At 52.0% G+C, this 19,196-nt stretch carries 23 protein-coding genes; all 23 read left to right on the forward strand.

All coding sequences use genetic code 11. From position 1 onward, the window contains the following. Positions 1–41: 41 nt before the first annotated feature. Complete coding sequence (locus IC804_RS15955) at positions 42–266, forward strand: flagellar FlbD family protein (RefSeq protein WP_008878580.1); 225 nt, start codon at positions 42–44, stop codon at positions 264–266. Next, positions 253–681: a flagellar basal body-associated protein FliL gene (fliL, locus tag IC804_RS15960; protein ID WP_029760469.1), complete on the forward strand. Its 429-nt coding sequence runs from the start codon at positions 253–255 to the stop codon at positions 679–681. The genes IC804_RS15955 and fliL overlap by 14 nt, the downstream gene beginning before the upstream one ends. A gap of 27 nt (positions 682–708) precedes the next feature. After that, positions 709–1,713: a flagellar motor switch protein FliM gene (fliM, locus tag IC804_RS15965; RefSeq protein WP_008878578.1), complete on the forward strand. Its 1,005-nt coding sequence runs from the start codon at positions 709–711 to the stop codon at positions 1,711–1,713. After that, positions 1,703–2,887, forward strand: coding sequence for a flagellar motor switch phosphatase FliY (gene fliY, locus IC804_RS15970; protein ID WP_081157098.1), 1,185 nt, complete (start codon positions 1,703–1,705; stop codon positions 2,885–2,887). Before fliM ends, fliY begins: the two co-directional genes overlap by 11 nt. A 25-nt stretch (positions 2,888–2,912) precedes the next feature. Beyond that, entirely contained in the window at positions 2,913–3,272 is a 360-nt protein-coding gene (locus IC804_RS15975; protein ID WP_008878576.1) for a response regulator, read from the forward strand. A 23-nt stretch (positions 3,273–3,295) separates the two neighbouring features. Beyond that, positions 3,296–3,949 carry a flagella biosynthesis regulatory protein FliZ gene (gene fliZ / locus IC804_RS15980; RefSeq protein ID WP_041264339.1) on the forward strand — a complete coding sequence of 218 codons (654 nt, stop codon included), beginning with the start codon at positions 3,296–3,298 and terminating at the stop codon, positions 3,947–3,949. After that, positions 3,942–4,610, forward strand: a complete 669-nt coding sequence (gene fliP / locus IC804_RS15985; RefSeq protein ID WP_008878574.1) for a flagellar type III secretion system pore protein FliP — start codon at positions 3,942–3,944, stop codon at positions 4,608–4,610. The genes fliZ and fliP overlap by 8 nt, the downstream gene beginning before the upstream one ends. A gap of 15 nt (positions 4,611–4,625) precedes the next feature. Continuing rightward, the gene (fliQ, locus tag IC804_RS15990) at positions 4,626–4,895 is read left to right on the forward strand and encodes a flagellar biosynthesis protein FliQ (protein ID WP_008878573.1); all 270 of its coding nucleotides are present in this window, start codon (positions 4,626–4,628) and stop codon (positions 4,893–4,895) included. Between the two features lie 6 nt (positions 4,896–4,901). Continuing rightward, complete coding sequence (gene fliR / locus IC804_RS15995; RefSeq protein ID WP_081157099.1) at positions 4,902–5,675, forward strand: flagellar biosynthetic protein FliR; 774 nt, start codon at positions 4,902–4,904, stop codon at positions 5,673–5,675. Position 5,676: 1 nt separating this feature from the next. Next, on the forward strand, positions 5,677–6,759 hold the full coding sequence (gene flhB, locus IC804_RS16000) for a flagellar biosynthesis protein FlhB (RefSeq protein ID WP_011887144.1): 1,083 nt from the start codon (positions 5,677–5,679) through the stop codon (positions 6,757–6,759). An 18-nt stretch (positions 6,760–6,777) separates the two neighbouring features. Beyond that, the gene (gene flhA / locus IC804_RS16005; RefSeq protein WP_060475752.1) at positions 6,778–8,820 is read left to right on the forward strand and encodes a flagellar biosynthesis protein FlhA; all 2,043 of its coding nucleotides are present in this window, start codon (positions 6,778–6,780) and stop codon (positions 8,818–8,820) included. Further along, positions 8,817–9,929 carry a flagellar biosynthesis GTPase FlhF gene (gene flhF, locus IC804_RS16010; protein ID WP_081157100.1) on the forward strand — a complete coding sequence of 371 codons (1,113 nt, stop codon included), beginning with the start codon at positions 8,817–8,819 and terminating at the stop codon, positions 9,927–9,929. The genes flhA and flhF overlap by 4 nt, the downstream gene beginning before the upstream one ends. After that, entirely contained in the window at positions 9,926–10,789 is an 864-nt protein-coding gene (locus tag IC804_RS16015) for a MinD/ParA family protein (RefSeq protein WP_081157101.1), read from the forward strand. Before flhF ends, IC804_RS16015 begins: the two co-directional genes overlap by 4 nt. A 9-nt stretch (positions 10,790–10,798) precedes the next feature. Beyond that, entirely contained in the window at positions 10,799–11,845 is a 1,047-nt protein-coding gene (locus IC804_RS16020; protein ID WP_081157102.1) for a protein-glutamate methylesterase/protein-glutamine glutaminase, read from the forward strand. Positions 11,846–11,858: 13 nt separating this feature from the next. Next, positions 11,859–13,865 (forward strand): chemotaxis protein CheA, encoded by a 2,007-nt coding sequence (locus tag IC804_RS16025; protein ID WP_008878566.1) that lies wholly within the window; start codon positions 11,859–11,861, stop codon positions 13,863–13,865. A 193-nt stretch (positions 13,866–14,058) separates the two neighbouring features. Next, a complete protein-coding gene (locus IC804_RS16030) occupies positions 14,059–14,496 on the forward strand; it encodes a chemotaxis protein CheW (protein ID WP_008878565.1) in 438 nt (145 codons plus the stop codon). 23 nt (positions 14,497–14,519) lie between these two features. After that, entirely contained in the window at positions 14,520–15,152 is a 633-nt protein-coding gene (locus tag IC804_RS16035; protein WP_008878564.1) for a chemotaxis protein CheC, read from the forward strand. Beyond that, entirely contained in the window at positions 15,149–15,646 is a 498-nt protein-coding gene (locus IC804_RS16040; protein WP_081157103.1) for a chemotaxis protein CheD, read from the forward strand. Before IC804_RS16035 ends, IC804_RS16040 begins: the two co-directional genes overlap by 4 nt. A 30-nt stretch (positions 15,647–15,676) precedes the next feature. Then, the gene (locus IC804_RS16045; protein ID WP_081157104.1) at positions 15,677–16,438 is read left to right on the forward strand and encodes a FliA/WhiG family RNA polymerase sigma factor; all 762 of its coding nucleotides are present in this window, start codon (positions 15,677–15,679) and stop codon (positions 16,436–16,438) included. Positions 16,439–16,457: 19 nt separating this feature from the next. Then, positions 16,458–16,703, forward strand: a complete 246-nt coding sequence (locus tag IC804_RS16050; RefSeq protein WP_081157105.1) for a hypothetical protein — start codon at positions 16,458–16,460, stop codon at positions 16,701–16,703. A gap of 8 nt (positions 16,704–16,711) precedes the next feature. Beyond that, complete coding sequence (locus tag IC804_RS16055) at positions 16,712–17,293, forward strand: hypothetical protein (protein ID WP_060475756.1); 582 nt, start codon at positions 16,712–16,714, stop codon at positions 17,291–17,293. Positions 17,294–17,446: 153 nt separating this feature from the next. Next, positions 17,447–18,154, forward strand: a complete 708-nt coding sequence (rpsB, locus tag IC804_RS16060) for a 30S ribosomal protein S2 (RefSeq protein WP_011887147.1) — start codon at positions 17,447–17,449, stop codon at positions 18,152–18,154. A gap of 157 nt (positions 18,155–18,311) precedes the next feature. Continuing rightward, positions 18,312–19,196, forward strand: a complete 885-nt coding sequence (gene tsf, locus IC804_RS16065; protein ID WP_029760479.1) for a translation elongation factor Ts — start codon at positions 18,312–18,314, stop codon at positions 19,194–19,196.

Raw genomic sequence — 19,196 nt, forward strand, 5'->3', positions numbered from 1 at the left:
AGGAGGGAGGGCGTTAGCGGTCTCCTAACGCCCGCTCACCGATGATTTCGTTAACGAAGCTCAACGGTAAACGGTTTATGATCAACGCGCTTTACATCGAGCAAATCGAAGCGTTTCCCGACACGACCGTGACGCTGACGAATGGGAAAAAGTTCGTCGTTCGCGAAACGGTTGAGCAAGTGGCGGCGCTCGCAAGCGAATTTTACCGGCAGATCGGCGTGTTTCGCTTACCAGAAGCAGGAGGATTGGACAGTGAAAGGGAATAAAGTAATCCAAACGATGGTCATTATGCTGGCGATCATCGCTTTAGCTGGCACCGTGGCGCTTGTGATGGTCATGAAAATGGCGGGTGGTGAAAAACAAGGGGAGCCAAGCGCTGATGAGCTCGCTGAAAGCTCCATCGACATCCCGGAAATGACGACGAATTTGGCTGATGGGCGTTATATTAAAATATCATTTAAAATCCAGACTGATAGCGACAAAGGAAAAGAAGAGGCGGAGAAACGCGATTTTCAAATTAAAGATGTGATCATTGAGCGGCTTTCGGAAATGAAGGCAGCCGACTTTAAAGGTAAGGAAGGAATGGCGGCACTGAAAGAGCGGCTCAAGCAAGACATTAACGCATTGATGCAGGAAGGGAAAGTGGAGAACGTCTACATTACCTCCTTTATCCTCCAGTAGCCTGCCATCTAGAGAGGGGAAGGTGACATGACAGCCGGGGAAGTATTGTCGCAAAGTGAAATTGACGCACTGCTTGCCGCGCTTTCTGCTGGGGAAATGAGTGCGGAAGAACTAAAAAAGGAAGAGGAAGGGCGGCGCGTCAAAACATATGATTTCCGGCGGGCGCTTCGATTTTCCAAAGACCAAATTCGCAGCTTGACGCGCATTCACGAAAACTTTGCCCGTCTGTTGACAACATTTTTTTCCGCCCAGCTGCGTACATATGTGCAAATCTCGGTCGCGTCGGCTGATCAAATTCCTTACGAAGAGTTCGTCCGTTCCATTCCAAAGATGACGATCATTAACGTTTTTGAAGTGCCGCCGCTAGACGGGCATGTGCTGCTTGAGGTGAACCCGAACATCGCGTACGCCATGCTCGATCGGGTGATGGGCGGACGCGGTGCAAGCATGGACAAAGTGGAGCATCTAACCGAAATTGAAACACGCATCATGTCGAGCCTGTTTGACAAAGCGTTTGCCCATTGGCGCGATGCGTGGGAGTCGGTAGCCGAGGTCGATCCGCTGTTCGTTGATTTTGAAGTCAATCCGCAATTTTTGCGCATGATCGCGCCGAACGATACGGTCGTCGTCATTTCACTCAACACGCAAATTGGCGAAGCGCGCGGCATGATGAACGTTTGTATTCCACACGTCGTTTTAGAGCCGATTATGCCGCGGCTATCGGTGCACTACTGGATGCAGGCGCAAAAAAAGGAACGTTCCCCTGAGGAAGCGGGACGAATTGAACGTCGCATCCGCGCAGCCCAATTGCCGATTGTCGCTGAGCTTGGCACAGCGGTCGTCACCGTCGGCGAATTTCTTCAGCTCGAGGTGGGAGACGTTATTCAGCTCAAGCAGTCGATTCATGAACCGCTTGTTGTCAAAATCGGCCATATCCCGAAATTTATCGGCCAGCCGGGGAAGCGGAACAAGAAGCTGGCGGTGCAAATTTTAGCGATGATCGAGGGGGGCGAAGAAAGTTATGATGAATGATGGAATGTTGTCGCAAGACGAAATCGATGCCTTATTGCGCGGAATGGACGATAGCGATCACGTTCCGGCGCTCCATGATATTTTCACCCCGCTCGAGCAGGATGCTATTGGGGAAATCGGCAATATTTCCTTCGGTAGTTCGGCGACGGCGCTGTCAACGTTATTGAACCAAAAAGTGGAAATTACGACACCGAGCGTGTCTGTCGTTGAGCGGAAACGGGTTGCTGACGAGTTTCCACGGCCGTATGTCGCCATCCAAGTCAACTATACCGAAGGGTTTCTCGGGACGAATTTGCTTGTCATAGAGCAACAAGATGCGGCCGTTATTGCTGATTTAATGCTTGGCGGTGACGGAACGACAGCTGACAGTTCGCTCGGCGAGATTCAGCTAAGCGCCGTTCAAGAGGCCATGAATCAAATGATGGGCTCAGCAGCAACATCGATGTCGACCATTTTTAACAAACGAGTTGATATTTCTCCGCCGACGCTCCATCTCCTTGATTTGACCGAAGGAAAAGGATTGGAATATTTGCCGGACGAGGATTTTTTCATTAAAGTGTCGTTCCGGCTGAAAATCGGGGCTTTAGTTGACTCGAACATTATGCAGCTGTTGCCCATCGATTTTGCCAAAGAGCTCGTCACCCATCTGCTCGGTTCGTCGGCGGAGGCGGCCGGAACATTAGAAAAAGAGGAAAACATTGACCCATCGTCCGCGGGCGCGGTGCCACGTGAAGAGCTACAACCGGCGCCTGCTTATGCCCATGCGAGCGATGGCGAGTTCTCCTCGGCTGCGAGCCGCTTCACAAATGAGCCGGTCGGGGGGCGTTCTAAGGAAGAAGAAAGCGTGGCTGAGCGACATATTCAAGCGGCTGATTTTGCCGAGTTTGACGATCCACCGCTTGCTGCAACGGAGGCGCGCAATTTAGAGCTGTTGTTTGATGTGCCTTTGCAAGTGACGGTCGAACTTGGGCGAACGAAGCGTTCAGTGCAAGAAATTTTGCAGCTGTCGGCCGGATCGATCATTGAACTCGATAAGCTGGCCGGCGAGCCGGTTGATATTTTTGTCAACAACAAGTTGATCGCCAAAGGCGAGGTTGTCGTGATCGACGAAAACTTCGGTGTGCGCATCACTGATATTGTCAGTCAAAACGATCGGTTAAAACGGCTAAAATAATAGTCATTATAGGAGGTAGGCGTACATGGCACGAATACTTGTCGTCGATGATGCTGCGTTTATGCGGATGATGATTAAAGACATTTTGACCAAAAACGGGCATGAGGTCGTTGCCGAAGCAGCTGACGGGCGGCAGGCGATCGAGAAATATAAAGAGACGCGCCCCGACATTGTGACGATGGACATTACGATGCCGGAGATGGATGGGATTACGGCGCTGAAAGAAATCAAAAAAATCGACAGCAACGCCAAAGTCATTATGTGCTCAGCGATGGGGCAACAGGCGATGGTGATTGACGCCATCCAAGCGGGGGCGAAAGATTTCGTTGTCAAGCCATTTCAGGCAGATCGCGTCATTGAAGCGATTAACAAAACGCTCGGATAAGCGATAAGAGGTGGATGGTATTGATGGCAATATGGCGATGGGCGGCAGCTTTGTTTATGACAGCTATTGTGTTGAGTGCATCGCCGGCATTGGCCGCCCAAAGCCCGACGGTTGCCGACTGCTTGCAGCAACCGGATGCGTGCGGGCCGTCAACGCCGGCCGGGCAACAGACACAATCGGCCAGTAAAACAGCTGATGCCGTTTCTGCTTCCGATGTGCTCCGGCTCATTGGAGCGACCGCCTTTGTTCTCATTCTTCTTTATGTGCTGCTGAAATGGCTTTCCCGCCGCCAGCCATTCGTTTCTGGTCAAAAAGGTGTCATCGAGCACCTTGGCGGGACGAGTGTTGGAACGAACCGTTCCGTCCAGCTCATTAAAGTCGGCAACCGGCTGCTTGTCATCGGCGTCGGCGATTCGATTCAACTATTGAGGGAAATTAGCGATGAAAACGAGATTAATGAGCTGCTGGCGCAACATAACGAACGGCTTGAACGGATGGCTGATTTCAGCCGCTTCCGCTTCCGGCTTCGTGAGTATTGGGCGGCAAAATCAAAATCGGAAGGGAGCACGGCTCCCTCGTTTTCGGCGCTGCTTGCCGAGGAAATGAAACAAATGGCCGAAAAGCGCAATGAGTGGCTAAAGCGGCTGAAAGAGGAAGGTACAGCGGGCGATGAATGAATTTGTCCATATGTTTAATTCAATGGCTCCCGAGCATGTGTCGACATCGGTGAAATTGCTGCTGTTGCTCACTGTCTTGTCGATTGCTCCTGGCATTTTAATTATGATGACGTGTTTTACACGCATTGTCATCGTTCTGTCGTTCGTGCGTACGTCGCTCGGCACGCAGCAAATGCCGCCGAACCAAGTGTTGATTGGGTTGGCGTTGTTTTTGACATTTTTCATTATGGCGCCAACATGGAAAGACATCAATGATCAGGCGTTGCAGCCGTTATTTGCCGAAAAAATTGATTTGGATGAGGCGTACGAACGTGCTGCCATTCCGCTTAAGCAGTTTATGAGCAAGCACACACGGCAGCAAGATTTGGCGCTGTTTTTATCATACAGCGGCGCTGAACAGCCGAAAACGGTCAACGACATCCCGTTGACTGCGCTCGTGCCAGCGTTTGCGATTAGCGAGCTGAAGACGGCGTTTCAAATGGGCTTTATGATTTTTATTCCGTTTTTAGTCATCGACATGATTGTCGCCAGCGTCTTAATGTCAATGGGGATGATGATGCTGCCGCCGGTGATGATTTCGCTGCCGTTTAAAATTTTGTTGTTTGTTCTTGTTGACGGCTGGTACTTAGTCGTCAAATCATTGTTGCAAAGTTTTCAATAAAGATAGGTGGCGTCCATGAGTGCCGATTTGATTATCCGCCTTGCTGAGCAAGGTGTCTATATTGTGTTGATTGTCTGTGGTCCGCTCTTGTTGCTGTCGCTTATTGTCGGTCTTGTCGTCAGCATTTTTCAAGCGGCGACGCAAATTCAAGAGCAGACGCTCACTTTTGTGCCGAAAATTATCGCTGTCTTGCTCGGGCTTGTGTTGTTCGGGCCGTGGATGCTCTCGAAAATGGTGTCATACGCCCATGATATTTTCAATAATTTGGCTTCATTTATAGGCTGATCGATCATGGAACAATTATGGACTCACTTTCCGGCATTTTTGCTTATCTTTGCCCGCATCGCTTCTTTTTTTGCTGCGATGCCGCTTTTTTCGTACCGGACGGTGCCGGCTTCATATAAAATCGGGTTGGCGTTTTTTTTCAGTTGGATTTTGTTTTTGGCGGTGCCCAAACCGACACTGTCATTGAACGATGTGTATATGTTGCTTGTCTTCAAAGAGGTGCTCGTCGGGCTGGCGCTTGGGCTGCTTGCGGCAACCATTATGGCAGCGGTGCAAATTGCCGGTGGGTTGATTGACTTTCAAATCGGCTTTGCCATCGCCAATGTCATCGATCCGCAAACCGGGGCGCAAAGCCCGTTGTTAGGCCAGTATCTTCACTCGTTAGCACTCTTGCTTTTGCTGGCGCTTGACGGACACCATTTGCTGCTTGATGGCATGTTTTACAGCTATCAGTGGCTGCCGCTTGACGGGTGGCCGCATATTGCCGATGGGCGGGCTGTCGACTATGCTGTTCGCGCCTTCGCCGCGATGTTTGTCGTCGCCGTACAAATGGCTGCCCCGTTTGTCGGATCGCTCTTTTTAGTCGATGTGGCGCTTGGCATCATCGCTCGTGCAGTGCCGCAAATGAACATTTTTGCCGTTGGTTTTTCGCTCAAAACGGTGACGGCATTTTTGTTGTTGTTTGCAGCGATCGGAGGAATTTTGTTTTCCGCCCGTGAACTGTTTCAACTCATGTTTGCGTCGCTGCGCGAGTTTATGCGGTTGTTAGGAGGCGCGTAAGATGGGCTGCTGGCGGCTTGATTTGCAATTTTTTGCGGGAGAAAAAACGGAAAAGGCGACGCCGCGCAAACGGCAAGAAGTGCGGGAAAAAGGGCAGGTGGCAAAAAGCGGTGACGCGGTTGCCGCCGCCGTTTTGCTTGCTACGTTTCTTGCCTTGTTTTTGGCGGGGGCATACGAGCGCGATGGATTGCTGCGTTTGTTCACCCGCGCGCTGTCCGATTACGCGTCTGTCCCGCTGACGATCGATTCGCTTCATTTGCTGTTTCTCGACTGGCTCCGCCATGCGGCGTTCCTTTTGGCTCCGTTTTTTGCTGCCGCTGTGCTGGCGGCCGGACTGGCCAACTTTTTGCAAATCGGCGCCCTTTTTACCGTTGAACCGCTGAAAATGGATTGGAATCGGCTCAACCCGGTGAAAGGAATGAAGCGGTTCTTTTCGCTGCGCGCCATTGTCGAACTGTTGAAGTCGATGTTAAAAACTGGAATCATCGGCACAGTTGTCTTTACGCTGCTGTTTTTCGAACGAAACGAGCTACTGGCGCTTGTTTCCAAACCGCCGGGCGCCATGCTCGCTGTCATTGGCGGCTTGACGGTGAAAATGGGGCTGTATGCCGCGGCATCGCTCTTATTTTTAGCGTTGTTTGACTATTTGTACCAACGGTTTGAATTTGAAAAAAATATTCGCATGTCGAAGCAAGACATTAAAGACGAGTATAAAAAGACGGAAGGCGATCCACTTATTAAGTCACGCATCAAACAGAAACAGCGCGAAATGGCGATGAAACGGATGATGCAAGAAGTGCCGAACGCGGACGTTGTGATTACAAATCCGACCCATTATGCTGTCGCGCTCAAATATGAAGACGGAAAAATGGAAGCGCCGGTTGTCGTGGCGAAAGGGGCGGACTATGTCGCCCTAAGAATTAAGGAAATTGCCAAAGCGAACGGTGTCGTCACCGTCGAGAACCGTCCGCTCGCCCAAGCGCTTTACCGGCAGACGGAGGTCGGCGATATGATTCCAGAGGCGTTTTTTAAGGCAGTGGCGGAAATTTTGGCGTACGTTTACCGGCTCAAACGAAATGTGTAGCAGCAAGGAGAGAAAAACATGCAAGCGCAATGGAAAGATTTATCAGTTTTGCTTATGGTCGTGCTCATCGTTGCCATGCTCGTCATCCCGTTGCCGACATGGCTGCTCAGCATCTTGATCATCATCAATATTTCTCTCGCCTTACTTGTTTTGCTGACGGCGATGAACACGAAAGAACCGCTTGAATTTTCCATTTTTCCGTCATTGCTTTTAGTGCTGACTTTGTTTCGATTAGGATTGAACGTCTCAACAACCCGCGCGATTTTGAGTAAAGGAGAAGCGGGGGGAGTCGTCGAAACGTTCGGGACGTTCGTCGTCGGTGGCGATGTCGTCGTTGGATTTGTCGTATTCTTAATTTTGATCATCATTCAGTTTATCGTCATTACGAAGGGGGCCGAACGTGTCTCCGAAGTGGCGGCCCGCTTTACGCTCGATGCGATGCCGGGAAAACAAATGAGCATTGACGCCGATTTAAACGCCGGCATGATTTCGGAGCAGGAAGCGCGGCAGCGGCGGGAAAAGATTGCTCGAGAGGCCGACTTTTACGGTGCTATGGATGGGGCGAGCAAGTTCGTCAAAGGCGACGCCATCGCCGGGATGATTATCGTCATTATCAACATGTTATTTGGCATGATCATCGGCGTCGTTGGACAAGGGATGGAGATGGCCGAGGCGGCGAAACGTTACACATTATTGACGGTCGGTGACGGGATTGTAAGCCAAATTCCAGCGTTGTTGATTTCGACCGCGACCGGTATTATTGTCACCCGGGCGGCGTCCGACAGCAATTTAAGCGGCGATATTATGCGTCAGCTGTTTGCTTTTCCGAAAATGTTGTACGTCACTGCTGGAACGATTTTCTTGCTCGGCTTGCTTACACCGATTAGTGACGTATTGACGATGCCGATCGCTGGGCTGTTGGCGCTCGGCGGCTACCGGTTTGCTCGGGGACAACAGCACGAGGAAGCAGTCGGGGCCGAACCGGAAGAGGAAACGGCGGCGGACGAATTGAAAAGCCCGGAAAGCGTCATTCAACTGTTGCATGTCGACCCGATTGAGTTTGAGTTTGGTTATGCGCTCATTCCGCTTGCTGATGCGGCTCAAGGTGGAGATTTGCTCGACCGGATCGTCATGATCCGCCGCCAGCTTGCACTCGAGCTCGGCATCGTCGTCCCAGTTGTGCGCATTCGTGATAACATTCAGCTTCAGCCAAACGAATATCGGGTAAAAATTAAAGGTGAAGAAGTGGCGCGTGGCGAGCTGCTGCTAGACCATTATTTAGCGATGAGCCCTGGCGTCGACGATGGTTCGATCGACGGCATTGAAACGGTCGAGCCGGCGTTTGGCCTGCCGGCGAAGTGGATTTCTGAGGCGATGAAAGACCGCGCTGAAATGCTCGGTTATACGGTTGTTGACCCTCCATCGGTCGTCTCGACACATTTGACGGAAGTGCTTAAGTCCCACGCCCATGAATTGCTTGGCCGCCAAGAAACGAAGCAGCTGATCGATCATTTGAAAGAATCGTACCCAGTGCTTGTCGATGATGTGACCCCGAATCCGTTGTCGATCGGCGATGTTCAAAAAGTGCTTGCCAAGCTGTTGAAAGAGAAAGTGTCGATCCGCAACTTGCCGCTGATTTTTGAGGCGCTTGCTGATTTTGCCCGCCTGACCGGAGACACCGATTTGTTGACCGAATATGTCCGCCAAGCGCTGGCGCGGCAAATTACCGGGCAATACGCCGTGCCGGGCGAGCCGTTGCGGGTCATTACGTTATCCGGCAAAGTGGAAAAAATCATTGCTGATGCTGTGCAGCAAACAGAGCACGGCCGCTATTTGGCGCTTGATCCGACGCGGGCGCAGGCGTTCGTTGAGTCGGTGTCCCAAGCGCTTGACCGCTATCCGTTTGCCGGTCAAACGCCGATTTTGCTCTGTTCTCCGGCGGTGCGCATGTACGTCCGCCAGCTGACCGAGCGCCATTTTCCAACGATCCCGGTGCTGTCGTATAACGAGCTTGAAGCGGATGTCGAAGTCCAAAGTGTGGGGATGGTGGAAATGGAATGAAAGTGAAAAAATTTATCGCCCCGTCCATGAATGAAGCGATGAAAATGGTTCGCGCCGAGCTCGGTCGCGATGCGGTCATTTTACACTCGAAAGAGACCCGTACCGGCGGATTTTTCGGTTTGTTTGCGAAAAAGAAGATCGAAGTGTTAGCGGGCGTTGACCCTGATCCATTGCCGCCGCGTTCGCCGGATGTGGCAGCACCCACTAATGGGTCATTAGCAGCTGGGTGGGAAAAGGCAAATGACTTGCTTGCGGGAGAACTGCAGGAAATGAAAGCGCTCGTCCGTCAGTTGGCTAGCGGCTCGCCTTCGTTGGTGTTCCCCCCGCCGCTAGCTGAGGTGGAGCGACGGCTTGTGCGGCAAGGAATGGCGGAAAGTTACGTTCGCGAAGTGATGGACCGCTTACTTGAACGGTGGTACACCGACAAGGGGGAGCGCTCGGCGGCTGTCGTCTCTGAATGGGCGAAAGAGGCGGTGCGTGACATGTTGTCGTCGCTTCCGTTTGCCGAAGCTGCAAGGCAAAAAAAATATGTGATTTTGCTCGGCCCGACCGGGGTTGGAAAGACGACGACGCTTGCCAAAATGGCGGGGCGCGCTGTGCTTGAACAAGGAAAAAAAGTCGGTTTCATTACGACGGATACGTACCGAATTGCAGCCATCGATCAGTTGAAGACGTATGCGCACATTTTACATGCTCCGTTTGCAGTATGTTACAATGCCGATGATTTCCGGGCAGCGAAGCGAAACCTAGCCGATTGCGACCTCGTGTTTGTAGATACAGCCGGACGCAATTTCCGCAACCCAAAATATGTTGCTGAATTGCAGCAAACGATCGAGTTTGACAGCGAGACGGAAACGTTGCTTATGCTTGCCGCCACCGGAAAATATGACGACATGAAAGCTGTCTATGACCGCTTTTCCGGTCTTCCGCTCGATCGGCTAATCATCACCAAACTCGATGAGACCGACTCGTACGGAGCTGTATTCAACTTGCTGCTCGACAGCCGGCTTGGCGCCGCCTATTTTACGAACGGGCAAAACGTGCCGGACGACATGATGGAAGCATCGGCCGACCGGCTTGTTCAGCTGTTGTTTGGAGCGGAGCGATGATGAAAGATCAAGCAGAACAGCTTCGTCTCAAGCTGAGCCGTCTCCGGCAGCAGCCGTCGCCGCGGACAATCGCGGTGACGAGCGGAAAAGGCGGGGTGGGCAAGTCGAACGTTTCGCTCAATTTCTCGCTGTCGCTTTCTAAGCTCGGGTTTCGCGTCTTGCTGCTCGATATGGACATCGGCATGGGCAACATCGATATTTTGCTCGGCGAGTCATCGTCGTTGGCATTGGCCGATTGGTTTTCGGCCCGACTGCCGCTCTCAGAGCTAGTAAAAAGCGGTCCGGAACATCTATCGTACATTGCCGGGGGAACGGGAGCGGCACAATGGCAGGGGCTTGATACGGCTAGCATCGACCGCTTTTTGACCGAACTGCAGGCCGTGGCGTCACAGTATGATTACCTCATCTTTGACATGGGGGCGGGGGCGTCAGGGGAACGGTTGTATTTTCTAAAGTCGGTTGACGACGTATTTGTGGTGACAACACCGGAGCCGACCGCCATGACCGACGCGTATGCCATGATGAAATATATGCACGCTGCCGGCAGCGAGGCGCCGTTTTCCGTCATTGTCAACCGCGCCGGCAAGGAGCGGGAAGGGTATGAAGTTTTTGAGCGGCTGAAGTACGTCACCGGTCGGTTTTTAAACAAAGATATTGCGTTGCTTGGCATCATTCCGGAAGATCGGACGGTCGCTCGCGCGGTTGTCAGCCAAACGCCGTTTGTATTGCTTGATCCAGCAGCGAAAGCGAGCAAGGCGGTGCGCCAAATGGCATTCCGTTATGCGCCGCAGCGGGAGGAAGGGACGGAGCGGGCGAGTCGCTTTTTTGCCAAACTGCGCCAATTTTTCCTAGAAAGGTAGAGACGGACAATGAAGACGATCAAGGTGCTTGTTGTCGATGACTCGGCGTTTATGCGCAAATGGATCAGCGATTTTTTGTCCGAACACCCGCGCCTTGAAGTCATCGGAACGGCCCGCAATGGTCAAGAGGCGCTTGAGAAAATCGCTGTTCTTCACCCTGATGTTGTGACGCTCGACGTCGAAATGCCAGTGATGGACGGACTGGAAACATTGCGGCATATCATGGAGAAGAAGCCGTTGCCGGTCGTCATGGTATCAAGCACGACGAAGGAAGGGGCGGAAAATACGGTAACCGCCATGCAATATGGGGCCGTTGATTTTGTGGCGAAACCGTCTAGTTCGCTTTCGCTTGATTTATACAAAGTGAGGGATGAACTAGTCCGAAAAGTGTTGCATGCAAGCGAAGCGAACATAAGGGCGCTCACCGTCCGGCGCTCGAAAGTCGGACCTTGGCGTTCACTCGACAAAACGGCGCACGTCGAAAAAGCGATCGTCGCCATCGGCACCTCAACCGGCGGCCCACGAGCCTTAGAAACCGTGCTGACGCAGTTGCCGCCCGATTTGGCCGCTCCAGTTGTCATCGTCCAGCATATGCCGAAAGGATTTACGAAATCGCTTGCCAACCGGCTGGACGCACTATCCGCCATAACTGTCAAAGAGGCAGAAGATGGGGAGGTGCTGCGAAATGGCACTGCTTATATCGCCCCAGGCGGTGTTCATCTTGCCGTCAGGGAGGAAAACGGTGTGCTGAAAGCCCATTTTGATGCGTCGCCGCCGCGCGCCGGCCACCGCCCAGCCGTTGACGTGTTGTTCGAATCACTTGCCGCCATTCACCACTGCCGGAAAGTGGTGGTAATCATGACCGGAATGGGAGCAGATGGGACGAAGGGACTGAAAAAGTTGAAAGAAAGCGGAGACGTGGAAGCGATCGCCGAAGCGCGCGAGACAGCAGTCATTTATGGGATGCCGAGGGCGGCGATCGAGACCGGTGTCATCGATGTCATTACTCCGCTTGACGGCATTGCCGCCGCCATCGTCCAATCGATCGGGGAATGAGGGGGAACATGGGATGGATATGAGTCAATACTTAGACATCTTTATTGATGAAAGCAAGGAACATCTGCAAACGATCAACGAGCGGCTGCTTGAACTCGAACAAACCCCGGGTGATATGGCTCTTGTTAATGAAATTTTCCGCTCGGCCCATACGCTAAAAGGAATGTCGGCCACGATGGGATTTGAAGATTTGGCCAATTTGACGCACCAACTAGAGAATGTGCTTGATGGCATCCGCAATCAGCGGCTCATCGTTACCCCGGAACTGCTTGATGTTGTTTTTCAAGCTGTCGACCATTTGGAAGCGATGATTATATCGATCGCCTCAGGCGGCGATGGGAAGCGCGATGTGGGCGAGACGGTCGAACAGTTGAAACGAATTGAGCAAGGGGAGATGCCGAACAAACCGACAGCAGGCGAACAATTGCCCCTCGAGCATACATACGGGGAGTTTGAATACCATGTGTTGCAACAGGCAAAAGATCAAGGATTTTCTATCTATGAAATTCGCGTTCGCCTTCGTAAAGACTGCATGTTGAAAGCTGCACGCGTGTACATGGTGTTTGAGCAGCTCAATGAAGCAGGGGAAATTGTAAAATCGACACCCCCGGCTGACATGCTCGAGGAAGAGAAGTTTGATCAAGAGTTTCTCGTCACCGTTGTATCGAAAACGCCGGCTGATGAACTGCGAATGCGGCTGATGAGCATTTCTGAAATCGACGAGGTCGAGATCGCCGCGGTGACGGTCGATGAGCCATCTGCTAAAAGCGGAGAACAGGACGACCTTGAACCGCCGGTGTCGACCGCCATTGGACAAGTTGCAGCGACGCAGACTAAAGCAGAGGCGGCGGAAAAACTGGCGGCGAAACAGGCAGGGAAGACAATCCGCGTCAATATTGAACGGCTTGATATGTTAATGAACTTGTTCGAAGAACTAGTTGTCGATCGCGGACGGCTTGAGCAAATTTCCCGCGATTTGAACCACCCTGAACTGACCGAAACGGTGGAACGGATGTCGCGCATTTCAAGCGATTTACAAACGATTATTTTAAACATGCGCATGGTGCCGGTCGAAACTGTGTTCAATCGCTTTCCGCGCATGGTGCGGCAACTTGCCCGTGAACTTGGCAAAAAAGTGCGCCTTGATGTTATCGGAGCGGAAACGGAACTTGACCGAACGGTCATCGATGAAATTGGCGACCCGCTCGTCCATTTGATTCGTAACGCGCTTGACCACGGCATTGAAGCGCCAGACATTCGGGTGGCGTGCGGAAAACCGGAGGAAGGGACGGTCAAATTGCGCGCCTACCATAGCGGCAACCATGTATTTATTGAGATTGAGGACGACGGTGCCGGCATTTCCCGGGAGAAAGTGTTGCAAAAGGCGATCGACCGCGGCATCGTTTCAGCGGAGGAAGCGGCCCACCTGACCGACCAACAAGTGTATGGGTTGATTTTTTCTCCAGGATTTTCCACCGCTGACCGCATTTCCGATATTTCCGGGCGCGGCGTCGGATTGGATGTAGTCAAAAGCACGATCCAATCGCTCGGCGGCACGGTCACCGTCGATTCGCAGCCTGGAAAAGGATCGCTTTTTTCCATCCAGCTGCCATTGACGTTGTCGATCATTTCCGTGCTGCTCGTTCAAATCGCTGCTGAGACGTATGCCATCCCGCTGTCATCGATTATGGAGACAGCGTTAGTAAAGAAAGAAGATATTTTCTCTGCTCATAACCAGCCGGTCATTGACTTCCGCGGTAAAGTCGTGCCACTCGTCCGGCTGAAAGACGTGTTTTCCGTACCGAACGCATCCGATGAGGGGGATGCGGTGGCGGCCGTCATTGTCCGGAAAGGGGAAAAACTGGCAGCATTGGCGGTCGACTCATTTATCGGACAGCAGGAAGTTGTACTAAAATCGCTTGGAAACTATTTATCTTCTGTCTTCGCCATTTCTGGTGCGACAATTTTAGGAGACGGTCGGGTGGCGCTGATTATCGATTGCAATGCGCTTGTAAAATAACAGGCAGCGTACTCACGCCACGGTGGGCAATGGAAAAAGCATGTTGATAGTCTACTAAAAAGCTCTGCAGCGACGTGTTAGTGAGGAATATGGATGTGCCACTATCGTTGGCCGAAAAAATATGAACAAAAGCGGTGCGCCTAATGATGGTTTATTCCATCTACATCTCAATAGAAAAAGGGGGGAGTGGCCAATGAACACCAACGTTCAAACAGACTGGAAAGTGATTGCTTTTCGCTTGAAAGAAGAAGAGTACGCCCTGCCGGTACAGCACGTTCGTTCGATTGAAAAAATGCAGCCGATTACGCGCGTGCCGGGAACGGCCCACTATGTGAAAGGAGTCATCAATTTGCGCGGGGTCGTGACGCCGATTATCGATTTGCGCGAGCGGTTTGGGTTTGCTCCTGAACCGTATGGAGAACAGACACGGATGATTATTGTCACCCTTGGGGATGTCGAAGTGGGGCTGATCGTCGATGCGGCGAACGATGTTATCGATATTCCGGGAGCGAGCATCGAGCCGCCTCCGGAGGCGATCGGAGCCATCGAAGCGAGCTACATTTACGGGGTGGCGAAAATAGAGAAACGGCTCCTCATTTTGCTGGATTTAGCGAAAGTGCTTGGTCAATAAATCGCAGAGAGGGGCGTTGTCGGTTGGATGACATTTGCAATTTGACAGGGATGCATATCGACGTTTTACGCGAAATCGGAAACATCGGGGCTGGCAATGCGGCAACCGCCTTGTCGACGCTATTAAACAAAAAAATTACAATGGCCGTACCGCGCGTCCAAGTTGCAACGTTTGCCGAGATGATGGAGCTGATCGGCGGGCCGGAACAAGTCGTCGCGTGTGTTTATTTGCGCATCGAGGGGGAAGCGCCAGGGAATATGTTTTTCGTGCTGCCGCCGGAACAGGCGGATCGGTTTGTCCGCCGGATGATCGGCGACGACTCGTTTTCGTTTCAAGGGGAGGCCCATGAGCTCGGATGTTCGGCGCTTCAGGAGCTTGGCAATATTTTAGCCGGTTCGTATTTATCAGCGCTCGCCGATTTTACCCAGCTTACTTTGCAGCCATCCGTGCCGGCGCTGGCGGTGGATATGATCGGAGCTGTGCTGTCGTTTGGTTTGCTTGAGCTGTCTTGTGTCGGCGATTACGCCATTTTGATCGATACGGCCATTTACGATGAGCGACAGCCGAATGAAAGCATCGACGGCCATTTCTTTCTCCTCCCCGATCCGGAGTCGTTTTCCACCATCTTTCGGGCATTAGGTGTGGATGGCGGATGAGGGCGATCGAAACGGTCAAAGTCGGCATCGCGGAGATGAAAGTCGTTGTAGCCCCAACCGTCATTCGCACATGTGGACTTGGATCGTGCGTAGGTGTCGTCATTTATGACAGCGGAAAAGCGATCGCCGGCATGGCGCATGTTATGCTTCCACATTCTTCGATGGCGCGCGGAGGGGTCGTCAATGAAGCCAAATATGCTGACACGGCGGTTGAAGCGCTTTGTAAACTCGTCATCGCCGCCGGTGGGCGAAAAGCGATGCTCAAAGCGAAGCTGGCTGGAGGGGCGCAAATGTTCTCGTTTTCTTCAACTAGTGGAGATATGATGCGCATTGGCGCCCGCAACGTCGAAGAAGTGAAAAGGCAGCTCGAGCGGTTGCACATTCCTGTTGTTGCTGAGGATGTCGGAGGCCATAGCGGCCGGACGATCGAGTTTAATCCACAAACGGGCATGCTGTCCATTCGCACGGCTAGTCAAGAAATCAAAGAAATATAATGCCGTTTCCATAAGGCGAGGGGGAGAACGATGGGGAGCGCGCTAACGCTAAAAGGAGACGAACAGAAATATTGGGACGACTGGGTCAACGGCCGCGACCGGCATGCGGCCGAGGAGCTCGTACAGCGCTATATGCCGCTCGTTTCTTACCATGTGCAGCGGCTTTCCGCCACGCTGCCGAGTTCCGTGCCGAAGGAAGAGCTGGTCAGCCTTGGGCTTGTCGGTTTGTACGATGCGCTTGAAAAGTTTGACCCATCGCGCGATTTGAAATTTGACACATATGCATCGTTTCGCATCCGCGGCGCCATCCTCGACGGTTTGCGCAAAGAAGATTGGCTGCCGCGCAGTGTGCGCGACAAAGTAAAAAAAATTGAAGAGACGGCTGAGCGGCTTGAGCAACGGTACATGCGGTCGGTGACGGCGAAAGAAGTTGCCGCCGAGCTCGGAATGACGGAAGAAGAAGTGCAGGCAGCGGTCAATGAAACGTTTTTTTCCAATTGGCTTTCGCTCGGGCAGACAGCCTGTGAAGAGGACGATGAGCCGCTTGCGATCCGCGACGACCGCGCCGTACTTCCGGAAGAACAAGTCGTCAAGCAAGAAATGGTCGAAAAGCTGGCCGTGGGTATCGGACAGTTGAATGAAAAAGAGCAGCTTGTCATTAGCTTGTTTTACAAAGAGGAACTCACGTTTACGGAAATTGGGAGCATCCTGCAGCTGTCCACATCAAGAATTTCCCAAATTCATGCCAAAGCGCTGTGGAAATTGCGCCGTTTTTTTGCTGAGGAGCAATGAGGGGAAAGGAAGTGGAAAGGTGGATATTCAGCTGCCTGCGTTGCAAAGTGTGATGCCAAAAGTGCCGGAAGCGGGAGGTATGCATGCTGCTGCGCAGCACTATCCTTATACTGTGCAGGCGCAAATGGCGGAGGCCAGCGAAAAACGGACAGAGCGGGCACGCCGCCAAGTGACGGACAAGCGGACAGGCACCCGTGCAAGGTGGGAGGCGTCGCGGTTCGGAGGCCATCCTTATAAAGGAAAAACGATTGACATTAAAGGATAGTGAACATCATGGGAGCATTTTGGCTAGCTATCAGCTTGCTGTTACATGCGTTTTCCTTTTTGCTCATCATTTTGCTTTACATGCGTCTGTCGCGGCTTGGCGAGGCGGAACAGCGCGCAGCAAAGCGGGCGGAAGAGCTCGAGGAGGCGATGGCGGCTCACCTTGTCGCCTGGAAAGAAGAGAACGAGCGTTTTTTGGGCGAGCTTGACGCGTTGCTTCGGACGAAAACAACCGCCGGGGCTGCCAAGCAGCCACTGGCTTCAAAACTAGCAGCACCTGCACCGCGCTCAGCAAGCGGCGGCAGCGGATCAGCATCGCCTACATCGCCCACGGATGAAAGCGGGGCGGAAGAAAAAAACGGAGAAATCGCGCAAACGGGACAGAACGACCGTGACGTGGCGCTCGATTATTTTCCGGACATTGAAGCGATCGAAGATGTGCTAGACCTTTCACCGTCCGCCAGCGCGGCTGATGCCGCTCGCCGTTTACATGAAGAGGGGGCGACGATTGAGGAGATTGCCAAAAAACTGCAAAAAGGAAAAACGGAAGTGGAACTGCTGTTGAAATTTGACCGAAAAACGAGTGAATAACAGCTTGATTTACCACCGGCGATTATGATATATTTTTACATGGTGTGAATACACACGCCTGATGATTTCAGCAACGGTGCTGGCGAGGCCAGTCTTGCTGAAAGATGAGACAGGCGGAGGTACAAAAACCACAAGGAAACAGGAGGAGCATACATGTCAGTGATTTCGATGAAACAACTGCTTGAAGCTGGCGTCCATTTCGGACATCAGACTCGCCGTTGGAATCCGAAAATGAAAAAATACATTTTCACGGAGCGCAACGGTATTTATATTATCGACTTGCAAAAAACGGTTAAAAAAGTCGAGGAAGCATATAACTTTGTGCGCGAATTAGCGGGCAACGGCGGCAAAATTTTGTTCGTCGGCACGAAAAAACAAGCGCAAGAATCAGTGAAAGAGGAAGCGGAACGCTGCGGCATGTTTTATGTCAACCAACGTTGGCTTGGCGGTACGCTGACGAACTTCGCGACGATCCAAAAACGGATTAAACGTTTGCGTGAAATTGAAAAAATGGAAGAAGACGGCGTATTTGACGTGCTTCCGAAAAAAGAAGTCATCGGCTTGAAAAAAGAAAAAGAGCGGCTCGAGAAATTTTTAGGCGGCATTAAAGACATGAAAGAGCTGCCGGATGCGTTGTTCGTCATCGACCCGCGCAAAGAGCGGATCGCGGTGGCGGAAGCGCGCAAGTTGAACATCCCGATCATCGGTATCGTCGACACGAACTGCGATCCGGATGAAATCGACTACGTCATCCCGGCAAACGATGACGCCATCCGCGCCGTTAAACTGTTGACGTCGAAAATCGCCGATGCAGTGCTTGAAGCAAAACAAGGCGAAGAGGCAGCCGTCGCAGCGGAGTAAGACAGCTTAGGAAAGGTGATAAGAGGGGAAAGCCTTTTATCACCTTTTTTTGAGACAGAAATCAGCAACTTTTGGCTATACTAACGAATAAGGGCAAAACAGGCACCCGCTGCCGACATCGATACATATATGGGATAAAGAGAAGGAGGAGCTTTTTATGGCGATTACAGCACAAATGGTAAAAGAGCTGCGCGAAAAAACGGGCGCAGGCATGATGGACTGCAAAAAAGCGCTCACCGAAACGAACGGTGACATGGAAAAAGCGATCGACTGGCTGCGTGAAAAAGGAATTGCTAAAGCAGCGAAAAAAGCAGATCGCATCGCAGCGGAAGGAATGACATACATCGCGACGGAAGGCAATGCGGCTGTCATTTTGGAAGTAAACTCGGAAACGGACTTCGTTGCCAAAAACGAAGCGTTCCAAACGCTCGTTAAGGAGCTGGCTGCACATCTGCTGAAACAAAAGCCAGCCACGCTTGATGAAGCGCTCGGACAAACGATGAGCAGTGGTTCCACTGTTCAAGATTACATTAACGAAGCAGTTGCTAAAATCGGTGAAAAAATTACGCTCCGCCGCTTTGCTGTTGTCAACAAAGCGGATGATGAAACGTTTGGCGCGTACTTGCACATGGGCGGGCGCATCGGCGTATTAACATTATTAGCCGGCAACGCAACTGAAGAGGTCGCTAAAGATGTGGCGATGCATATTGCTGCGCTCCATCCGAAATACGTTTCGCGCGATGAAGTGCCGCAAGAAGAGATTGCGCGCGAACGTGAAGTGTTGAAACAACAAGCGTTGAACGAAGGTAAGCCGGAAAACATCGTTGAAAAAATGGTTGAAGGCCGTCTGAAAAAGTTTTACGAAGATGTTTGCCTGCTTGAGCAAGCGTTCGTGAAAAACCCGGATGTGACGGTACGCCAATACGTCGAATCGAGCGGAGCAACCGTGAAGCAGTTCATCCGCTACGAAGTTGGTGAAGGGCTCGAAAAACGTCAAGATAATTTCGCTGAAGAAGTCATGAGCCAAGTAAGAAAACAATGA

The sequence above is a fragment of the Geobacillus sp. 47C-IIb genome, from assembly GCF_014679705.1.
In the GTDB taxonomy this organism is placed as follows: domain Bacteria; phylum Bacillota; class Bacilli; order Bacillales; family Anoxybacillaceae; genus Geobacillus; species Geobacillus thermodenitrificans.

What these genes read in the sequence shown, in the direction of transcription:
- IC804_RS15955 (WP_008878580.1), top strand. Translation starts at nt 42, where the DNA reads ATGATTTCGTTAACGAAGCTCAACGGTAAACGGTTTATGATCAACGCG.
- fliM (WP_008878578.1), top strand. Translation starts at nt 709, where the DNA reads ATGACAGCCGGGGAAGTATTGTCGCAAAGTGAAATTGACGCACTGCTT.
- fliY (WP_081157098.1), top strand. Translation starts at nt 1,703, where the DNA reads ATGATGAATGATGGAATGTTGTCGCAAGACGAAATCGATGCCTTATTG.
- IC804_RS15975 (WP_008878576.1), top strand. Translation starts at nt 2,913, where the DNA reads ATGGCACGAATACTTGTCGTCGATGATGCTGCGTTTATGCGGATGATG.
- fliZ (WP_041264339.1), top strand. Translation starts at nt 3,296, where the DNA reads ATGGCAATATGGCGATGGGCGGCAGCTTTGTTTATGACAGCTATTGTG.
- fliP (WP_008878574.1), top strand. Translation starts at nt 3,942, where the DNA reads ATGAATGAATTTGTCCATATGTTTAATTCAATGGCTCCCGAGCATGTG.
- fliQ (WP_008878573.1), top strand. Translation starts at nt 4,626, where the DNA reads ATGAGTGCCGATTTGATTATCCGCCTTGCTGAGCAAGGTGTCTATATT.
- fliR (WP_081157099.1), top strand. Translation starts at nt 4,902, where the DNA reads ATGGAACAATTATGGACTCACTTTCCGGCATTTTTGCTTATCTTTGCC.
- flhB (WP_011887144.1), top strand. Translation starts at nt 5,677, where the DNA reads ATGGGCTGCTGGCGGCTTGATTTGCAATTTTTTGCGGGAGAAAAAACG.
- flhA (WP_060475752.1), top strand. Translation starts at nt 6,778, where the DNA reads ATGCAAGCGCAATGGAAAGATTTATCAGTTTTGCTTATGGTCGTGCTC.
- flhF (WP_081157100.1), top strand. Translation starts at nt 8,817, where the DNA reads ATGAAAGTGAAAAAATTTATCGCCCCGTCCATGAATGAAGCGATGAAA.
- IC804_RS16015 (WP_081157101.1), top strand. Translation starts at nt 9,926, where the DNA reads ATGATGAAAGATCAAGCAGAACAGCTTCGTCTCAAGCTGAGCCGTCTC.
- IC804_RS16020 (WP_081157102.1), top strand. Translation starts at nt 10,799, where the DNA reads ATGAAGACGATCAAGGTGCTTGTTGTCGATGACTCGGCGTTTATGCGC.
- IC804_RS16025 (WP_008878566.1), top strand. Translation starts at nt 11,859, where the DNA reads ATGGATATGAGTCAATACTTAGACATCTTTATTGATGAAAGCAAGGAA.
- IC804_RS16030 (WP_008878565.1), top strand. Translation starts at nt 14,059, where the DNA reads ATGAACACCAACGTTCAAACAGACTGGAAAGTGATTGCTTTTCGCTTG.
- IC804_RS16040 (WP_081157103.1), top strand. Translation starts at nt 15,149, where the DNA reads ATGAGGGCGATCGAAACGGTCAAAGTCGGCATCGCGGAGATGAAAGTC.
- IC804_RS16045 (WP_081157104.1), top strand. Translation starts at nt 15,677, where the DNA reads ATGGGGAGCGCGCTAACGCTAAAAGGAGACGAACAGAAATATTGGGAC.
- IC804_RS16055 (WP_060475756.1), top strand. Translation starts at nt 16,712, where the DNA reads ATGGGAGCATTTTGGCTAGCTATCAGCTTGCTGTTACATGCGTTTTCC.
- rpsB (WP_011887147.1), top strand. Translation starts at nt 17,447, where the DNA reads ATGTCAGTGATTTCGATGAAACAACTGCTTGAAGCTGGCGTCCATTTC.
- tsf (WP_029760479.1), top strand. Translation starts at nt 18,312, where the DNA reads ATGGCGATTACAGCACAAATGGTAAAAGAGCTGCGCGAAAAAACGGGC.